The 18,655-nt window shown below is 69.1% G+C and carries 12 protein-coding genes; 2 read left to right on the forward strand and 10 right to left on the reverse strand.

Annotated elements, in window-relative coordinates; translation table 11 throughout:
* Window positions 1-164 precede the first annotated feature (164 nt).
* From ACFV0T_RS03525 to ngcE, 7 genes are all read right to left on the reverse strand, one after another.
* Complete coding sequence (locus tag ACFV0T_RS03525) at window positions 165-1,487, reverse strand: sugar ABC transporter permease (protein WP_385773947.1); 1,323 nt, start codon at window positions 1,485-1,487, stop codon at window positions 165-167.
* A complete protein-coding gene (locus tag ACFV0T_RS03530) occupies window positions 1,484-2,275 on the reverse strand; it encodes an ATP-binding cassette domain-containing protein (RefSeq protein ID WP_385773949.1) in 792 nt (263 codons plus the stop codon). Before ACFV0T_RS03530 ends, ACFV0T_RS03525 begins: the two co-directional genes overlap by 4 nt.
* Before the next feature lie 246 nt (window positions 2,276-2,521).
* Entirely contained in the window at window positions 2,522-3,625 is a 1,104-nt protein-coding gene (locus ACFV0T_RS03535; protein WP_385773951.1) for a sugar ABC transporter substrate-binding protein, read from the reverse strand.
* 121 nt (window positions 3,626-3,746) lie between these two features.
* Window positions 3,747-4,946, reverse strand: a complete 1,200-nt coding sequence (locus tag ACFV0T_RS03540; RefSeq protein WP_385773953.1) for an ROK family transcriptional regulator — start codon at window positions 4,944-4,946, stop codon at window positions 3,747-3,749.
* A 183-nt stretch (window positions 4,947-5,129) separates the two neighbouring features.
* Window positions 5,130-6,053, reverse strand: a complete 924-nt coding sequence (locus ACFV0T_RS03545; RefSeq protein WP_385773955.1) for a carbohydrate ABC transporter permease — start codon at window positions 6,051-6,053, stop codon at window positions 5,130-5,132.
* A gap of 18 nt (window positions 6,054-6,071) precedes the next feature.
* A complete protein-coding gene (locus tag ACFV0T_RS03550) occupies window positions 6,072-7,007 on the reverse strand; it encodes a carbohydrate ABC transporter permease (protein ID WP_385773957.1) in 936 nt (311 codons plus the stop codon).
* Window positions 7,008-7,080: 73 nt separating this feature from the next.
* Entirely contained in the window at window positions 7,081-8,541 is a 1,461-nt protein-coding gene (gene ngcE / locus ACFV0T_RS03555; protein WP_385773961.1) for an N-acetylglucosamine/diacetylchitobiose ABC transporter substrate-binding protein, read from the reverse strand.
* Window positions 8,542-8,891: 350 nt separating this feature from the next.
* Between ngcE and ACFV0T_RS03560 the strand changes: the two genes are divergently transcribed.
* Window positions 8,892-12,695, forward strand: a complete 3,804-nt coding sequence (locus ACFV0T_RS03560; RefSeq protein ID WP_385773963.1) for a GH92 family glycosyl hydrolase — start codon at window positions 8,892-8,894, stop codon at window positions 12,693-12,695.
* 113 nt (window positions 12,696-12,808) lie between these two features.
* On the opposite strand, the gene ACFV0T_RS03565 is transcribed toward ACFV0T_RS03560, so the two are convergent.
* On the reverse strand, window positions 12,809-13,186 hold the full coding sequence (locus ACFV0T_RS03565) for a hypothetical protein (protein WP_385773965.1): 378 nt from the start codon (window positions 13,184-13,186) through the stop codon (window positions 12,809-12,811).
* A gap of 70 nt (window positions 13,187-13,256) precedes the next feature.
* Window positions 13,257-16,532, reverse strand: a complete 3,276-nt coding sequence (locus ACFV0T_RS03570; protein WP_385773967.1) for a GH92 family glycosyl hydrolase — start codon at window positions 16,530-16,532, stop codon at window positions 13,257-13,259.
* A gap of 749 nt (window positions 16,533-17,281) precedes the next feature.
* Between ACFV0T_RS03570 and ACFV0T_RS03575 the strand changes: the two genes are divergently transcribed.
* On the forward strand, window positions 17,282-17,974 hold the full coding sequence (locus ACFV0T_RS03575) for an SMI1/KNR4 family protein (protein ID WP_385773969.1): 693 nt from the start codon (window positions 17,282-17,284) through the stop codon (window positions 17,972-17,974).
* Window positions 17,975-18,040: 66 nt separating this feature from the next.
* On the opposite strand, the gene ACFV0T_RS03580 is transcribed toward ACFV0T_RS03575, so the two are convergent.
* On the reverse strand, window positions 18,041-18,547 hold the full coding sequence (locus tag ACFV0T_RS03580) for a sensor histidine kinase (protein ID WP_385773971.1): 507 nt from the start codon (window positions 18,545-18,547) through the stop codon (window positions 18,041-18,043).
* Window positions 18,548-18,655: the final 108 nt, after the last annotated feature.

An 18,655-nucleotide genomic window follows, 5' to 3' on the forward strand; every position in this document is an offset into this window, starting at 1 on the left:
GCCCGGGCTGTGCGTCGTAGGTCACGCGAACGGCCGTACCCAAGAAGTGCCCCGGTTAGTGCCGTGGTGGGGACATACCTGTGCCCGGCACCGCCATTGGCGCCGGGCACAGGGTCTTGCACCAGGACCGGCCGCGACTGCCCGCGGTCGGTCCCGGCTGAGTGTTACGCGCGGCCCGCGGCCTTCTGGCTCTTGCGCGAGACGGAGTCGATGACGACCGCGCCCAGCAGCACCGCACCGGTGATCATGTACTGGATGGACGTGTTCATGTTGAGCAGGTCCAGGCCGGTCTGGATCGACTGGATGACCAGCATGCCCAGCAGGGCCGACCAGACGTTTCCGCGTCCGCCGAAGAGGCTCGTACCACCGATGACGGCCGCCGCGATGGCGAGCATCAGGGTGTTGCCGCCACCGGCGTTCAGCGTCGCGCTCGCGGTCTGGCCGGCGAAGAACATACCGCCGACCGCCGCGAAACCGCCGGAGATGGCGAAGACGGTGATGCGGACCATGGGCACGCTGATACCGGCCCGGCGAGCCGCCTCGATGCCGCCGCCGACCGCGAAGATCTTGCGGCCGTACGTGGTGCGCCGCAGCACGAAGTCGACGATAACCAGGGAGGCGAGGAAGATCACCAGGGCGTTGGAGACACCGGAGGCGTTGTTCAGCACGGCCGCGGCGGCGAAGGAGACCACGGCGAGTGCCACGACGCGCAGCAGGATCTCGCTGGTGGGCCGGAAGGGCACCCCTGCGGCCCGGCGGCGGCGCTGGTCCATGAACGAACCGGCGAGCATCGACACGACACCGAGGCCGGCCAGGATGTAGGCGCCGATGACGGCCTGGTCCATGAAGAACGAGCTCTGGCCGAGCAGGTGCACCGGGCCGTCCTCGGCCGGGATGTTGATGGTGCCGCTCGAACCGAGCAGCCACAGCATCAGGCCGTTCCAGCCCAGGAAGCCGGCCAGTGTGACCACGAAGGCCGGCACACCGATCTTGGCGAAGAACCAACCATGCAGCGCGCCGATGAGGACACCGGTCACGATGGTCAGGACCACCGACAACCAGGCGTTCATGCCGTGGTTGACCACGAACACCGCGAAGACCGTGGACGCAAGACCGCTGACCGAGCCGACGGAGAGGTCGATCTCGCCGAGCAGCAGGACGAACACCAGGCCGATGGCGAGCATGCCGGTGGCCGAGAGGAAGTAGCTGATGTTCGACAGGTTGTCGGCGCTCAGGAAGCGGTCGTTCTTCACCTGGAAGATCGTCCAGATGATGATCAGGCCGATGAAGACCGGCAGCGAGCCCAGCTCGCCGCCCTTCACCTTGCGCTTGAACTCGGTGAGGTAGCCCTTGAGGCCCTCTTCACGGACCAGCAGACGCGGGTCGACGACGGCGACCGGAGCGGCGGTGGGGTCGTCGGCGGGAGCGACCGTGGTCTGCTGCTCCACCTCTGCCTCCGCCTTGGAAACCTTGGACGTGTCGCTCACTTTGCGGCCTCCGTGCTGCGACGCCCCGCACGACGGGTCACGGCGTTTTCCGTGGCTCCGGTGATCGCGGCGATGATCTCTTCGTGGCTGGTGTCCTTCACGGAGAAGGAGCCGTTGTTCTTGCCCAGGCGCAGCACGGCGACGGTGTCCGCGACGGCCTTGACGTCGGCCATGTTGTGGCTGATGAGGATGACGCCGAGGTCACGCTCGCGCAGCCGCTCGACCAGGTCGAGGACCTGCGCGGTCTGCTCGACACCGAGAGCGGCGGTGGGCTCGTCGAGGATGACGACCTTGGGGTCGCCGATGAGGGCGCGGGCGATGGCCACGACCTGACGCTGGCCACCGGAGAGGCTCGCGATCGGGATGCGCACGCTCGGGATGCGGATGGAGAGCGTGCTCAGCAGCTCACGCGCCTTCTGCTCCATCGTCACCTCGTCGATGACGCCCCGGTGCAGCAGCTCGCGACCGAGGTAGAGGTTGCCGACCACGTCCAGGTTGTCGCACAGGGCGAGGTCCTGGTAGACCGTCGCGACGCCGAGTCCCTGGGCGTCGTTCGGCTTGTTGATGCTGACCGGCTTGCCCTCCCACTCGATGACGCCCTCATCGATGGGGTGGACACCCGCGATCGTCTTGACCAGGGTCGACTTTCCTGCGCCGTTGTCGCCCACCAGGGCGACCACTTCTCCGGCGTGGACCTCCAACTCGACATCGGTGAGTGCCTGGACCGCACCGAATCGCTTGGAGACTCCGCGCAACGCCAGCACGGGCGTAGCGGACACGTGAACCATCTCCTTCGCCGCCTGACCGGCGGGGATGCCGCGCAAGAGAACAGGCGCGGAGGGATGTGCGAAATGCACGAGGATTACAGAACGAACATGCGCGTATCCGCTGCGCTTGGCAACGGTTCCGTCCGACGCCCGCCCCGCAGCGGGGTGTGAAGGTGGGGCAGGCGTCGGACAGGTTCGCGGGACCGCCGAGCGGTCACTGCTCGGGCGGCCACTCGTGGTCCGAGTGGTCGCCCGAGGGGAGCGTGCTTACTGCAGGCCGGCGGTCTTGCAGGCCGCGGCGTAGTCCGCGGTGCAGATGTCGGCGGCCGTGTACAGACCGTCCTTGATCACCGTGTCCTTGATGTTGTCCTTGGTGACCGAGACCGGGGTCAGCAGCTGCGAGGGCACCTTGTCGCCGGAGCCGCTGGTGAGCTCCTGGGTGGCCAGGGACTTGATGTCCTTGCCCTGGAGCAGGTTGACCGCGAGCTGGGCGGCGGCGTCCGCCTCCGGCTTGAAGGCCTTGTAGACGGTGGAGGACTGGGTGCCGGCGACGATGCGCTGGATACCCGCGAGCTCCGCGTCCTGACCGGTCAGCGGGATGCCGCTGATCTTCGCGCCCTTGAGGGTGTTCGCGATGCCACCGGCCATGCCGTCGTTGGCGGAGTAGACGCCCGCGATGTTCTTGGCGCCCAGCTGCGTGATGGCAGCGGACATCTTCTGGGCGGCGACGGTGTCCTTCCAGAGGCCGGACTGCTCGTAGGCGATGTCGACCTTGCCGTCGAGGGCCTTGTGGGCACCCGCCTTGAACTGGCCGGCGTTCGGGTCGGCGTCGTCACCGTTGATCATGACGATCTTCGACTTCGGGGTGGCCTTGGAGCCGAGCGAGGCGAGCAGGGCCTCACCCTGGAGCTCGCCGACCTTCTGGTTGTCGAAGGAGACGTACGCCGAGACCGGGCCCTGGGCGAGACGGTCGTACGCGATGACCTTGATGCCCTTGTCCACCGCGGTCTGGATCGAGGACTTGATGGCGGCAGAGTCCTGGGCGCTGATCACGAGGACCTTGACACCCTTGGTGATCATGGTGCTGACCTGCTGGGCCTGCTTGGCCGCGTCACCGGCGGCGTTCGCGTACTCGACGTTGCAGTCCGAGCACAGCTCCTTGACCTTGGCCTCGAAGAGCGGCTTGTCGAACTTCTCGTAGCGAGCGGTGACGCTGTCGGGGAGCAGCAGACCGATGGTCTTGCCGCCGCCCGAGGAGGAGCTGCTGCTGCTGTCCGAGTCCTTGTCACCGGCCTTGCCACAGGCGGCCACGGAAAGGGCCATCGAAACCGCGGCGGTGCCGATCACGACTCTACGCATCGTTGCGTTCATTGGGGGTGCCTCCCTGACAGGGCCGCAACGCTGCGGCCGAGGTGGCTGGAAGTCAACTCGGCCACACGTGCGACGTCAAGAAGTAAATACTTAACGGGTTGGCAACGGCGTGTTTCGTTCTCTAAGTGAAGGCAGGGCTAACGGCGGACAACGTGCCGTCCAAAAGGGTCGAATCGCCCATCTCGCTGAGGGCGAGCGCGAGTGCGCCGAGCACCTCCGCACGGCCGCCAAGTGCCCCTGGGAGCACGGACAGTTGACGTGCCGCACTGGGGATGGCGTAGCGCCCCACGGACTCCCTGATCGGCCCCAGGACCAGCTCACCGGCCTCGGCGAGGTCGCCGCCCAGCACCACCCGGCTCGGGTTCAGCAGGTTGCAGAGATTGGCCACACCGCTGCCGATATGGCGGCCCACGTCGCCGATCACCCGACGGCAGCCCGGGTCCCCGTCCCTGGCCAGCCGTACGACGCCCTCCATGGTCAGATCGGTGCCATGGCTCGACTGCAGGAGCGGCAGCACGTAGCGCGCCGCCGCGAAGGTCTCCAGGCAGCCCCGGTTCCCGCAGCGGCAGACCGGGCCGGACTCGTCGAGCGTGATGTGCCCGATCTCCCCCGCGGTTCCGCCCGGACCGCGGTAGATCTTCCCGTCGATCACCAGGCCCGCGCCGACCCCGCTGGACACCTTGATGTAAGCAAGATCACGCACCCCCCGGCCACTGCCCCAGACCAGTTCACCGAGGGCGCCGAGGTTGGCGTCGTTGTCCACGTGGACGGGCACGCCGAGCCGCCCCCGCATCTCCTCCGCGGGCCTGGAGCCGGTCCAGCCGGGCAGGATGGCGGTCGAGCCCAGGGTGCCGGACTCCACGTCGATCGGGCCGGGTACGCCGAGGCCCACGCCGGCGATCTTGGAGCGGTCGACGCCGGTGGCCGCGATCAGGCGGTTGACCAGCTCCTCCGCCCGGTCGAAGCCCTGCGCGGAGGAGGAGTCCACGTCCAGCGGCTCGGACTCCTCGGCCAGCACCTGGTGGGCGAGATTGCCCACCGCGACCCGTAGATGGGTATGCCCGAAATCGACACCGATGACGATGCCGGCATCACCGCTCAGCGAGACGCTGCGGGCCCGGCGGCCACCCGCCGACGTGGGCGTGACCTCGACCGTTCCGCCGTCCTTGAGCTCACGGACGATGTTGGAGACCGTCGCCGCCGACAGACCCGTCGTCCTCGCGATCTCCGCCTGGGTCAGCGATCCCGCCAGCCGTACGGCACGCACGACCCGTTCCAGGTTGGCTCGGTGCAGCGACGACTGCGACCCCGGAGTCTCCACGACGACCTCCTGCGCGCGGGACCGCCTCGATGAGGCCCCGTCTATGTCCAACTAGTGAACTCTAAGCTGAGCCGTTCGGGTCGCCTCCCGTCAAGAGGTTGAACAGTATCCGGGGTCTTGCACACGCCGACGCACACCGTTCCCGATCTCGGGAACGGTGTGCGCGCGACCACTTCCGGACGGCTACTTCAACGTCGCCGACGTCAGACCCGACTGCACCTGACGCTGGAAGGACAGGTAGACCACCAGCATCGGGATCATCGCGATGGTCACGCCCGCGAAGAGCACGGGCAGGTCGGAGGCGTAGCCCGCCTGCTGCTGGAGCTGGATCAGCCCCTGGGTGAGCACATAACGCTCGGGATCGTCGCCGCTCTGCGGCTGCATCAGGACCGTCGGCAGGATGAACTGGTTCCACTGGCCGAGGGTGTTGAAGATCCCGACGCTGATCAGGCCGGGCTTCGCCATCGGCAGCATGACCTGGAAGAACGTCCGGGTGTGCGAGGCCCCGTCGAGCACCGCCGCCTCGAAGACTGCCGTCGGCAGGGTCCGGAAGAAGGCGTGCATGAAGAACACCGTGAACGGCATCGAGTAGGCGACGTACACCAGGATCAGTCCCTGGTAGGTGTTGAGCAGGTCCAGGCGTTTGACCATGAAGAACAGCGGGACCAGGGCCAGGAACACCGGGAACATCGCGCCCGCGACGAAGAAGTAGTAGAGGAAGCGGTTGCCCCAGAACTGGTAGCGGGCCAGCACGTACGCGGCCATCGAGCCGAAGAGCATCGTCAGCGGCACCGAGAAGACCAGCACGATCAGGGTGTTGAGGAAGTAGTCCCCGATGCCCTTGTCCCAGGCTCGGGAGAACACCTCCAGCGACCAGTTCTGCGGCCAGCCGAACGCCGAGCCGCCGATCTGGACGTCGGTCTTGAAGGAGCTGAACACCAGCCACAGCAGCGGCAGGACGATCAGCAGGGCCCACAGGGCGAGGAACCCGTGCGAGAAGGCGTTCAGTACGACGCCCTCGCCGCGCCGACCGTCGGGGCGGGCCGGGATCTTGCCCACGGACCGTTGGGCGGGGACCTGTGCGGTCTCCTTGATGGGTGCGCTCATCGTCGTCGTCTCTCCCGCTCAGAACTCGATGCGCTCACGGCGGGTGGCGCGCAGTGTGACCACGGACAGGACCAGGGTGAGCAGCAGCATGATCACGCCCATGGCGCAGGCATAGCCGCTCTTGCCGAAGTAGAGGAAGTTGCGCATCATCACGGTCGACATCACGTCGCTCTCGTGATCGGGACCGCCGCCGTACGCGCCCATGCTCGCCGTCATGGACGACACCAGCACGAACATGTCCATCGCGACGATGCCCAGGTACACCCAGGCCGTCTGGACGGTGTCCCACAGCAGCGGCAGGGTGATGCGGAAGAAGGACTGACCGCGGCCGGCGCCGTCGATGAGGGCGGCCTCGTAGATGTCCCTCGGGATCGACTGCATGGCGGCCGAGAACAGCACCAGGTAGAAGCCGACCCCGTGCCAGACGACGACGAGGATCAGCGCCCAGCGGACGATGCCGGGCTCGTTGAGCCATTCCACCGGGGTGTCGGGGTCGACCAGCCCCAGTTTGATCAGCAGGCCGTTGAGCATGCCGCCGCCGTCGCTGCGGTACACCGCGTTGAACAGCACCGCGAGAATGGCCAGCGACAGCACCTGCGGGAAGAAGTAGACGATTTTGTAGAACTTGGATCCGGCGACCCCGCTGACACCGCCGGAACGGCTGCGTCCGCCCGCGTTCACCATGAAGGCGAAGAAGAGCGAGAGCAGGATGGTGATCACCGGGATGAACACCAGGAACTGGATGTTGTGCCAGATGGCCTTCAGGAAGACGTCGTCCTGGAACAGGGCCTTGTAGTTGTCGAGGCCCACGAAGTTGAAGGACTGCGACTGCCCCTTCCAGTCGGTCAGCGAATAACCGAACGTCTGGATGTACGGCCAGATGACGAAGATCAGATAAAGCGCCACGGGAACGAAGAGAAATCCCGCGACGAACCTGTACTGCCCTTTGCGCATGGCGTTCCTGCCCCTGGTGTCCTCCCCCGGGCCGGAGAGGATTCCGGCCCGGGTTCCGCCTCGTCGAGCGCGGTCAGTCGCGGTGGTTCTTCTTGGACGCCGGGTCCTTGGCCGCCTTGTCGACCGCCGCCTGGGCCCGCTTCAGCCACTCCTTGGGCTGGATGCGCTTGGCCATGAGCTCGTTGGACGCGGCCTCGATGGAGGCGCCCATCTCGCTGTACCACTCGGTGTACAGGAACCGGAAGGTGTTGTCGCCGGCCGCCTTGGACGCCTCGACCGTGGACTGGGTGCCGGGCCGCAGCTGGACGCCTGCGTCGACGCCGTCCTTGAGGATGGTCAGCGAGTTCGCCTCCTTGGCGAACGTCGTCGACCACTCCTTGGACAGCATCCGCCGCATGAACTCCTTGGCGGCGGGCAGGTTCTTGGCCTTCTTGGGGATGATGAACGGCTCGCCGGAGCCGGCCCGGATCGCCTCGAACGGCATCGCGCTGTCGGGCAGCAGGGGCATCGGCATGAACTTCATGTCGAAGTCGTCCGGGGTCTGCTTGAGCTGCTCGTTCTCCAGCCAGGAGCCACAGGTGATGAAGGCGGCCTTGTACTGGTTCCAGCGGGTCTGGGACTCGGTGTGGGTCAGACCGTTCGTACCGGGCAGCAGATAGCCCTTCTCGACGACCTCGTAGATCGCCTCGATGGCCGCCTGCGCGGCGTCGGAACCGACGAACGCCTTCGGGTCGAGGTTGTCGATCGCCTTCATGGCGTCCAGACCGCCCTTCTTGGCGATCAGGTCCATGATGGCGACGTTGATGTAGTACGGGTACTTGCCCTGGTGGGCCAGTCCGCCGATGCCCTGGGACTTGGCGTCCTTGCTGATCGCGAGGAAGTCGTCCCAGGTCTTGGGCTCCTCCCAGCCCTTCTCCTTGAAGAGCTTGCCGGAGTACCACAGGCCCCACACCGTGTAGATGTAGTTGAGGGCGACGACCTTGCCCTCCTGGAGGCCCGGGTCGGTGGTGCCCGGGATCAGGGTGTCGCGGACCTTCTTGGAGGGGTCGTCGATCGAGGGCGAGTCCAGCACCTCGGCGAGGTCGAGCAGCTGGTCGTTCTTGTAGAGCACGTCGACCTTGATCTGCTGCGCGCCGGAGTCGTCGACGATGTCCGGCGGGTTGCCCCCGTTGAAGCGGGGCTGGAGCTTGCCGCCGATCTCCTGGGTACCGGTGTGGGTGGAGGTGACGCCGACCGCCTTCTGGAAGGCCGCCTCCCACGCCTTGGCGTAGTCGTCGCCGTAGCCGCCCTTGAAGATGACGACGTCGAGCTTGCCGCCCTTCTCCACGCCGAAGGGGTTGTCCTTGCTGGTCTTCCCCTTCCCCTGCGTGTTGTCATCTCCGGAATCGTCGCCTCCACCGCTGGCACAGGCGGACAGGAAGCTCATCGTCGGTACGGAGATCAGGCCGAGCGCGGCGGAGCGCTGGATCAGAGCGCGCCGGCCGACACCTTCGGGTCGTTCGGAACCGTGGTTCTCTGCGGAAGTGGATCCCATGCTCAAGTCCTCGCCTTCTAACAGGACTCAGGCGGTGAACCGGATCCTCCCGGCACCGCGGTCAGGTCAAGCAGGGTCGTACTGGACGTGCAGCAGTTCATCGAATCGCCGACAGGTATAGTCCACTTCCCGCCAACAGAGCAAGATCGAATGCAACGTTGGCCATGGGTCTTTTCCGAGTTGAGACCTCCCGGAAATATGAGCCGCCTGTGGGTACCTTGCCGGAAAATTCCGCGACATAGACCCCGAATGCCCCTGTCAACGCCCTTGACATCACAGGCCACTTCACCCACTACTGGTCCCTGCGCCTGTTTTTGACAACGTTGTCCAGTGCAGGGAGGGCTCCTCGAATGCGGCACAGAACTCGGCACAGATGGGGTGCGGCGGTCGCCTTCGCGGCCGCCTTCGTCATGGCGGTGGGTGCGCAGGGAGCGGCGGTCGCGCTACCGGCGACCGCCTCCGCGGACCGGGAGTTCGCCTCCTCGTTCGAGGCGGGCGACCCGGCTCCCGACTGGCTCAACACCGTCGACACCGCGCCGGACGGCAGCGGCCGGGCCTCGGGCGTCGACGGTGGTTACAGCACCGGTATCCCGGGCAGTGTGACCGACCACGTCACCGACGTACGGGCCTCCGCCGAGAACACCGGCGGCGGCGAGGTGAAGGAGAACCTCGCCGACAGCGAGCCGGGCACCAAGTGGCTCGCCTTCGAGGCCACCGGCTGGGCCGAGTTCGACCTCGACAAGCCGCTCGCGATCAAGACGTACGCCCTCACCTCCGCGAACGACTTCGCCGAACGCGACCCGAAGGACTGGACCCTTCAGGGCTCCGTCGACGGTACGGACTGGAAGACCCTCGACACCCGCTCCGGCGAGACCTTCCCCGAGCGCTTCCAGACCAAGTCGTACGACCTGGCCGAACCGGCCGCCGCCTACCAGCACTTCCGGCTGGACATCACGAAGAACAACGGCGCCTCCGGCATCCTCCAGCTCGCCGACGTCCAGTTCTCCACGGGCGGCAGCGGCGGTCCCGTGCCGCCGGAGATGCTGTCGCTGGTCGACCGGGGCCCGAGCGGCTCGCCGACCGCGAAGTCGGGCGCCGGCTTCACCGGGAAGAAGGCCCTGCGCTACGCCGGACGGCACACCGCGAACGGCCGGGCGTACTCGTACAACAAGGTCTTCGACGTGAACGTGGCGGTCGGCCGGGACACCGAGCTGGACTACCGGATCTTCCCGTCCATGGCGGACGGTGACCGCGACTACGACGCCACGAACGTCGCCGTGGACCTGGCCTTCACCGACGGCACCTATCTGAGCGGTCTGGGCGCGACCGACCAGCACGGCTTCCCGCTCACCCCGCGGGGGCAGGGCGCCGCCAAGTCGCTCTACGTCAATCAGTGGAACAACGTCGCCTCGCGGATCGGGTCGGTGGCCGCCGGACGGACGGTCGACCGGATCCTGGTGGCGTACGACTCCCCCGCGGGCCCGGCGAAGTTCCGTGGCTGGCTGGACGACGTGAAGATCCGCTCCGTGGCGCCGGAGAAGCCGAGGGCCCATCTCTCGGACTACGCGCTGACCACCCGCGGCACCAACTCCAGCGGCGGCTTCTCCCGCGGCAACAACTTCCCCGCGACCGCCGTGCCGCACGGCTTCAACTTCTGGACGCCGGTGACGAACGCGTCCTCGCTCAGCTGGCTGTACGACTACGCCCGGGCGAACAACGCCGACAACCTGCCGATGATCCAGGCGTTCAGCGCGAGCCACGAGCCGAGCCCCTGGATGGGCGACCGGCAGACCTTCCAGGTGATGCCCTCGGCCGCCTCCGGCACCCCGGACACCGGCCGTACGGCGCGCCAGCTGGCCTTCCGGCACGAGAACGAGACCGCGCGACCGTACTACTACGGGGTGCGGTTCGAGAACGGTCTGAAGGCGGAGATGGCGCCGACCGACCACGCGGCGGCGCTGCGCTTCACCTACCCCGGGGACGACGCGAGCGTCCTCTTCGACAACGTCACCGACCAGGCGGGGCTGACCCTCGACCCGGCCACCGGGACCGTCACCGGCTACTCGGACGTGAAGTCCGGACTGTCGACCGGCGCGACCCGGCTGTTCGTCTACGGCGTCTTCGACAAGCCGGTGAAGGACGGATCGTCCAGCGGGGTCAAGGGGTACCTGCGGTTCGACGCGGGCGCCGACCGCACGGTGACCCTGCGCCTGGCCACCTCGCTCATCAGCCTCGACCAGGCGAAGGACAACCTGCGCCAGGAGATCCCCGACGGCACTCCCTTCGACACGGTCCGGGACCGGGCCCGCGGCCAGTGGGACCGGGTGCTCGGCAAGGTCGAGGTCGAGGGCGCCACCCCGGACCAGCTGACCACGCTCTACTCCAGCCTGTACCGGCTGTACCTTTACCCCAACTCCGGCTTCGAGAAGGTCGGTTCCACGTACAAGTACGCCTCCCCGTTCTCGCCTATGCCCGGCCCCGACACCCCGACCCACACCGGCGCGAAGATCGTCGACGGCAAGGTGTACGTCAACAACGGGTTCTGGGACACCTACCGCACGACCTGGCCCGCCTACTCGCTGCTGACGCCCAGTCAGGCGGGCGAGATGGTGGACGGGTTCGTCCAGCAGTACAAGGACGGCGGCTGGACCTCGCGCTGGTCCTCGCCCGGGTACGCGGACCTCATGACCGGCACGTCCTCGGACGTCGCCTTCGCGGACGCGTACGTCAAGGGCGTCCACTTCGACGCCAAGGCGGCCTACGACGCCGCGCTGAAGAACGCGACCGTCGTGCCGCCGTCCTCGGGCGTGGGCCGCAAGGGCATGGCCACCTCACCCTTCCTCGGCTACACGAGCACCGACACGCACGAGGGCCTGTCGTGGGCGCTGGAGGGCTACCTCAACGACTACGGCATCGCGAAGATGGGCCAGGCCCTCTACAAGAAGACCGGCCAGAATCACTACCAGGAGGAAGCTGAGTACTTCCTCAACCGTGCCCAGGACTATGTGAAGCTCTTCGACCCGAAGGCCGGCTTCTTCCAGGGCCGCGACGAGAAGGGCGACTGGCGGGTCGACTCCTCGACGTACGACCCGCGCGTGTGGGGCTACGACTACACGGAGACCAACGGCTGGGGCTACGCCTTCACCGCGCCGCAGGACTCCCGCGGTCTCGCCAACCTCTACGGCGGCCGCAGCGGCCTCGCGGAGAAGCTCGACACCTACTTCGCGACCCCCGAGACGGCCTCGCCGGACATCGTGGGATCCTACGGCGGTGTCATCCACGAGATGACCGAGGCCCGGGACGTGCGGATGGGCATGTACGGGCACTCCAACCAGGTCGCGCACCACGTCAACTACATGTACGACGCGGCGGGCCGGCCATGGAAGACCCAGAAGAACGTCCGCGAGGTCCTCTCCCGCCTCTACACCGGCAGCGAGATCGGCCAGGGCTACCACGGCGACGAGGACAACGGCGAGCAGTCGGCCTGGTACCTGTTCTCCGCGCTCGGCTTCTACCCGCTCGTGATGGGCAGCGGCGAGTACGCCGTCGGCTCACCGCTGTTCACGAAGGCGACGGTCCACCTGGAGAACGGGCGGGACCTGGTCGTCAAGGCGCCGAAGAACAGCACGAAGAACGTGTACGTACAGGGCTTGAAGGTCAACGGCCGTACCTGGACGTCGACCTCGCTGCCCCACTCGCTGCTCGCCAAGGGCGGGGTGCTGGACTTCTCCATGGGGTCGAAGCCGTCCTCCTGGGGCAGCGGCAGGAACGCGGCACCCGTGTCGATCACCCAGGACGACCAGGTGCCGACGCCCCGCGCGGACGCCCTGAAGGGTACGGGCGCCCTGTTCGACAACACCTCGGCGAGCGACGCCACGGTGTCCTCGGTGGACCTGCCCGTCACCACGGGCACCAAGGGCGTCCAGTACACGCTCACCTCGTCCGCCGATCACACGAAGGCGCCGACCGGCTGGACCCTTCAGGGTTCGTCCGACGGCACGACCTGGCGGACTCTGGACCGGCGCTCCGGCGAGTCCTTCGCCTGGGACCGGCAGACCCGCGCCTTCTCGGTCCGGTCACCGGGTTCGTACGCGCACTACCGCCTGGTCCTGGACGGCGAGTCGACGCTGTCGGAGGTGGAGTTGCTGGCGTGAATCCGGCGGAATGACACCCGCGGCATGACCCTGACAGCATGACCGCGGGTGAAGGGGCGGGTCCGGAGACGGGCCCGCCCCTTCGTACGTCTGGACGCGGGTGCGCGGGCGGCTCACGGCACGGCGGGCAGCCGGGGCAGCAGTCTGCGCAGGGCGTCCGCGTGCTGATGGACCCGCCGGACCACCGCTCTGCGGGTGGCCGCGAAGACGGGGACGTCCTGGGGCGGGCCGCACTCCGCCGCCGTGTACAGGTCGTCGAGCCAGGCACCACGCCCGCGGGTGCCGTCCGGCGCCACCGGTATCAGTCTGGTCAGCACCTCGGACTCGGCGCCGCCCAGGAACCAGACGCGCACCATCAGGTCCGCGCGCCGGTACCGCAGTCCGCCGTCGATGTCCTCCGGAGGCCAGAAGCCCTCGCCGTCCACCAGGAACGCGAAAGCCGTACGCGCTTCGGCCCGGAACTCCTCGGGCAACAGCGGCCGTTTCCCCATTCGGAGATGCTCGCACGCGGCGATGTGCCCCCGCCACCGAAACGGGCGAGGGCACACCTTCCGGGCGTCGTCAGCCCACCGCGAGGGTGAAGACGTGGAGATCGGTGTCGTCCGGGAGCCTGACCGAAGCGACGGCCTTGCCGGCCGGGGCCGTGAACGTCCTGGTGGCGAAGACGTAGGTCGCCACCGGATCCCGGTCCGCGCCCGCCACATTGCGGTACGCGGCCCTGGCCACGACCTCGTTGCCGTACTGGACGGTGCCCGCCCCGCCGCCGACGGTCCAGTCGGTGAAGGCCAGGTCGACGGTGTCGGTGCCGCCGTCGGTGTAGGTGACGGTCGCCCTGGTCTGCTGGTTGCCGTTGACGGCGCTGCCGATGAACGACAACCGGCCGGCGGGCCGGGCCAGTTCGATGGTCTGTCCGGCCGCCGACACGTTGTCCGGGCGGGCGGCCGGCGAGTCGGGCCAGGTGAAGGTGAGTCCGTCCACCGTGCCCTGGCCGCCCGGGGTGAGACCGGCGGCGGCGAGGGCCTGGCGCGAGTAGCTCCAGCCGCCGCCGTCGTAGTCCGCCTCGTCGTGGTCGCCGGTGTCGTCCGAGACACCGGTGTTGTTGTACGCGGCGAGCAGGGTGCCGGGGGCGGCGACCGTCAGGGCCACCGGCTGCCCGTAGGACGTGTCGCCCGAGGTCACGGTGACCCGCACGTCGTAGAAACCCTGGTGCGCTGCGCCGTCGGCGGTCAGGGTGATGTCCTGGGAGCCGTCGGTCACCGTGCCCTCGGCGGGCGTCGCCGTGACCCCCGCCGGCGTCTCGACGCGGTAGCGCACATCGGGTCCGGTGCCGCCGTTCAGGGCCAGCGCCCGGATGTTCAGCTCGGTGCTGCCGCCCGGCGCGAGCGTCGCCGTGGTCGGGCCGACCCCGATCTGGTACGGCTGTTCGCCGTCCCGGAAGGAAGGCGGGGCGTCGGCGGGGTCGCTGCCCCAGGTGCGGTCGGGGGTGGCCGAGAGGGTGTAGTCCAGGCGGCCGCCGTCCCGCACCAGCGAGGCGGGCAACCACGGGCGGTCGGTGCCGCGGCCGTCGACCTTCAGGGACCGGATGTACGGCGCGTCCGCCGCCGCGCCCTTCGCCCGGATGGAGATGTCGTCGCCGTGCGGCCGGTGGATCTCGATCCGCTCGAACAGCGGTGACCCGAGGACGAGTTCCGCCCGGGACGGGACCTGGGGGTACATGCCGAGCGCGGAGAAGACGTACCAGGACGACATCTCGCCGAGGTCGTCGTTGCCGGGGATCCCGCCGGGCCGGGTCGACCACAGAGCGCTCATCGCCGCGCGGACGGTCTCCTGGGCCTTGTAGGGCGCGCCGGCGTAGTCGTACAGGTAGGGCACGTTGATCGACGGCTCGTTGTCCAGCTCGGACTTGTCGCCGCCGCTGCCGGTGAAGGCCCAGCCGCCGTCGGTGTCGTGGAAGAACGTGTCCAGCCGGGCCAGCGCCTTGTCCCGGCCCCCCATCGCGGCGAACAGACCGGCCGGGTTGTGCTGGACCATCCAGGTGTACTGGGCCGCCGTGCCCTCGACGAAACCGTTGCCGGTGCCCGGGGTGAAGCCGGTGACCCAGCTGCCGTCGGCCTTGCGGTTGGCGATGTAGCCGCCGGTGGGGTCGGCGGCGAGGTTGAAGTTGTTCTGCCACCACTGGGAGCGCCGGGAGAAGGCGACAGCCGTGTCCTTCTGCCCTGCGGCCGTGGCGAGTTGAGAGAGCGCGAAGTCGGCGCCGGACATCTCCAGCGTCTCGGCGGCGCCGCCCCAGGCGTTGGACACGGACGGCATGTAGTCCAGCTTCAGGTACTTGTCGAGGGACGGACGCTGGCCGACCGAGAGCACCGGCTTCCCGGCCGCCGACAGGTCCGCCTCGGTCGGCACCGTGGCCGCCTTCACCAGCGAGGCGAGCGCACCGCGCAGATCGAAGTCCGTGCCGCCGAAGGCGCGGATACCGGCCAGCGCGGTGGGCGACGGGTCGCCGTTCATGACGTGGGTGCCGCTCGCGCCGTGCAGCCAGCGGTCCCAGACCCCGCCGTTCTGGCGGGCGAGTTCGTACAGCGACTGCGCGATGTCGGAGCCGGCGCGCGGATCGAGCAGGGTGAGCAGCTGGACCTGGGAACGGTAGACGTCCCAGCCGGAGAACGTGCCGTACTGCGCCCGGTGGCCGCCGCCCACCCGGTGCACCTTGCCGTCGTCGCCCCGGTAGCGGCGGTCGGCGTCATTGATCACGTTCGGGTGCAGGAGCGCGTGGTAGAGCGCGGTGTAGAACGTGGTGCGTTCGGCGTCCGTGCCCCCGCCCACCCGGATCGCGGCGAGCCGGTCCCGCCAGGCCCGGCCGGCCTCCTTGCGCACCGTGTCGAAGGAACGGCCAGGCGGGTTCTCGGCCTTGAGGTTGGCCTCGGCACCCGCCCGGCTGACGTAGGAGATGCCGACCTTGACGTTCACCGGGCCGGTGCCGGGGGCGAACTCGACGTAGCCGCCGGCCCCCTTGCCGGCGACGGGCCGGCCGCCGTTGGAGAAGCCGCCGGTGCCGCCGCTCGCCGAGGTGGCTCCCGGGGTCAGCCGGTCGTCCTGCCAGGTGCCGTTGGCCTTGAAGGGGCGGTCGAAGTGGGCGGTGAAGTACAGGGTGTAGTAGGCGCGTTGGCCCTCGGGGTCGAGATAGCCGCAGAAGTTGCCGGAGGTGACCGAACCGGAGACCGTACGGGCGGCCGGGTCGATGGTCACGGTGGAATCCGTCGACCCCACCTCGGAGTTGGCGGTTCGCACCAGCAGGGAGGCGGGCTTGTCGGCCGGGAAGGTGAAGCGCGCCGAGCCGGTGCGGGCGGTCGCGGCGAGGTCGGCGGTGACGCCGGAGGCGAGGCCCACCTTGTAGTGACCGGGCTCGGCGGTCTCGTCGGCGTGGCTGAAGTCGGCCGCGTACACGGCGTCCTTGGTGTCGGCGGCCGGGGACGAGGTGACCGAGCCCGCGTACGGGAAGAGCGGGATGTCGCCGCTGCCGCCCGCGCAGCCGGTGCCGGACATGTGGGTGAGGCTGAAGCCGCGGATGCGGGTGGCGTCGTACTGGTAGCCGCCGGGCGCGGCGGTGCGCGTGGCGTCGCCTCTGGTGTTCTCGGGGCTGAACGAGAACATGCCGAACGGGGTGACGGCGCCAGGGAAGACGTTGCCGCCGTTCTTCGTGCCGATGAGCGGATCGACGTACGGGGTCGGGTCCTTGACCAGGACGGGTGGCGGCGCGGCGGTCGCCGCGAGGGCGGGGGTGCTGCCGCCGGCCGCGAGCGCGGCGGCCAGCAGCAGAGACACGGGACGGAAACGCATGACGCGGCCCCTCCTCCTCCGGACGGGTCGCGCACCACAGGTCGCACAAGCCGCAGGGACAGTAGCGTGCGCCAGCCGTACCACGGAAGAGCGCGTACGGCCGTCCGGGCACGCCCCCGCACTCACCCGGCCGGAGCAGTCCAAGTCACTTGACATCGTTGTCCGTTGAGGCGGTAGAGTCATGTGCAGACCATTAGACAACGTTGTCGCACCGCAGCGTCACCCAAGCCACGTTCCACCCGGTCACGCCCACACTCCCCCCCTTGGGACCGACCGGCTCGCGGACCCGGTGGACATCGGCTCACTGTCCACCGGGTCCGCCCAGAGCGGCGGTCAGCCGACCCGACAGGGAAGACTCGTCGCGCCGTCACCTCCCGAGCCGGAGGCGACGTGGCCGGACGCCGCGCTCCACCCGCGACCCAGCGAGCCGTTCCGGTCGGCGTTGTGCACCATCACGTCCTGTCCGCCCGTAGGTGGCGTCGCCGTTTCGGAGGCCGGACACCGACGGGCCGGCCGGTACTGTCCGGTCGGCCATCGGAACGTCGCGGGAGCTGGTGAACTTCGTCCCCTCGCTCGGCGGTCGTGAGGAACGCGCGCGCGGAGGATGGGGTGGGAGCGCTTCCTGGGCGGGTTCCGGTCCACCGTTATGGGAGCGCTCCCACCCCACTGGTGCGGAAGGTAGCGCCGGATGACGCGGATGTAAACGGCTGACGCGCCGGGTTGTCGGTGGGCCGCCGTAGGGTGCGGGCATGGAGACAGTGTCCGACATGGGGGAAAGGCTGGCCGGAGCGCTTCGCGACCGCGACCTGGCCTGGGATTTCGTCCGGGACTTCGCCGCGTTCTGGGGGCGCCCCCTGGAGCCCGGCGACGGGTACGGCCCGGACGAATTGACGGCGGCCGAGCGGCGGTTGGGGGTGTCGTTGCCGGTTGCCCTGAGGGAGGCGTATCTGCTCTTCGGGCGCCGTCGCGACCTGACGAGCAATCACGACACGCTGCTCGCACCCGACCGGCTGTACGTGTCCGACGGGGCGCTGGTGTACCGGGTGGAGAACCAGGGGTGTGCCTTCTGGGGAGTGCCCTTGACGGACCTGGAGCGCGAGGACCCCGGCACGGTGATCCGCACGGACCTCGCCGACAAGTCGCAGGAGCGCTGGGAACCCTGGGAGCCGAGTCTGTCCTCGGCCGGCGTCTCGATGGTCATGTCCGAGCTGCTGCAACTGGAGGACGGGCTCACCGACCACGCCCCGCTCGTCGACGATGACCTCGACCTCGCCGAGGCGTTTTGCGAACTCCCCCGCGTGGGGCCGGGGTTGCGCTGGTTCAGCGGTCCCGACGTGCTGCTGCGCGAGGTCGACGGCTGCTTCCTCGACGTCCGGGGCCGTACGGAGGAGGCCTTGGACGCGGTGCGGGAGGCGCTGGGGGCGGACTGGCTGAACTACTGAGGGCCGGGGCGGCCGAGGAGGCCGCGAGGGTGCGCGGGAGTGCGGGAGAGACGCGGCAGGAGGGGATCAGTGGTGCAGGACGTGACGGTCGCCGCCCGGTGGTGCCACGTCCTGCACCACTGACGGCAACCCGACCGTGAAGTCGGTACGGCCCGGCTCGCCGCGTACGTCGACGGGGCCCCCGTGCGCGGCCGTGATCGCCGCGGCGACGGGGAGGCCGAGTCCGGAGCCGCCCGCCGCGCCGGCGGCCCGGGCACGGGAGGCGTCGCCTCGCGTGCGGCGTTCGAAGACCGACGGGAGGAGGTCGGCCGGGATGCCGGGGCCGTCGTCGCGGACGCGGACGACGCAGTCTGAGCCGCTGCTCTCCACGCCGGCGACGCCCCTCGTGCCGACGGGCGGGCGCGCCCGCGCGTCGGCCGGCAGGCGGGCCGCAACCTGGCGGAGGCGGGCCTCGTCGCCGAGGTCCAGGGGCGTGGCGGCAAGGCGGCCAGGCGGCCAGGCGGCGAGGCGGCGAGGCGGCGAGGCGCGATCCCAGCCGCCGGTGGTGGCGGTCGCCCGCGGCGCGCGCCCCACACCGCCTCGGCGACCAGCGACGCGAGGTCCACCTCGGCGGCCTGCAACGGCCGGCCCCGGGCGAAGGGACACGGCGAAGGGACACGGCGAAGGGCCGCACCCCGTTGC

This window comes from Streptomyces sp. NPDC059582 (genome assembly GCF_042735715.1).
Classification (GTDB): Bacteria; Actinomycetota; Actinomycetes; order Streptomycetales; family Streptomycetaceae; genus Streptomyces.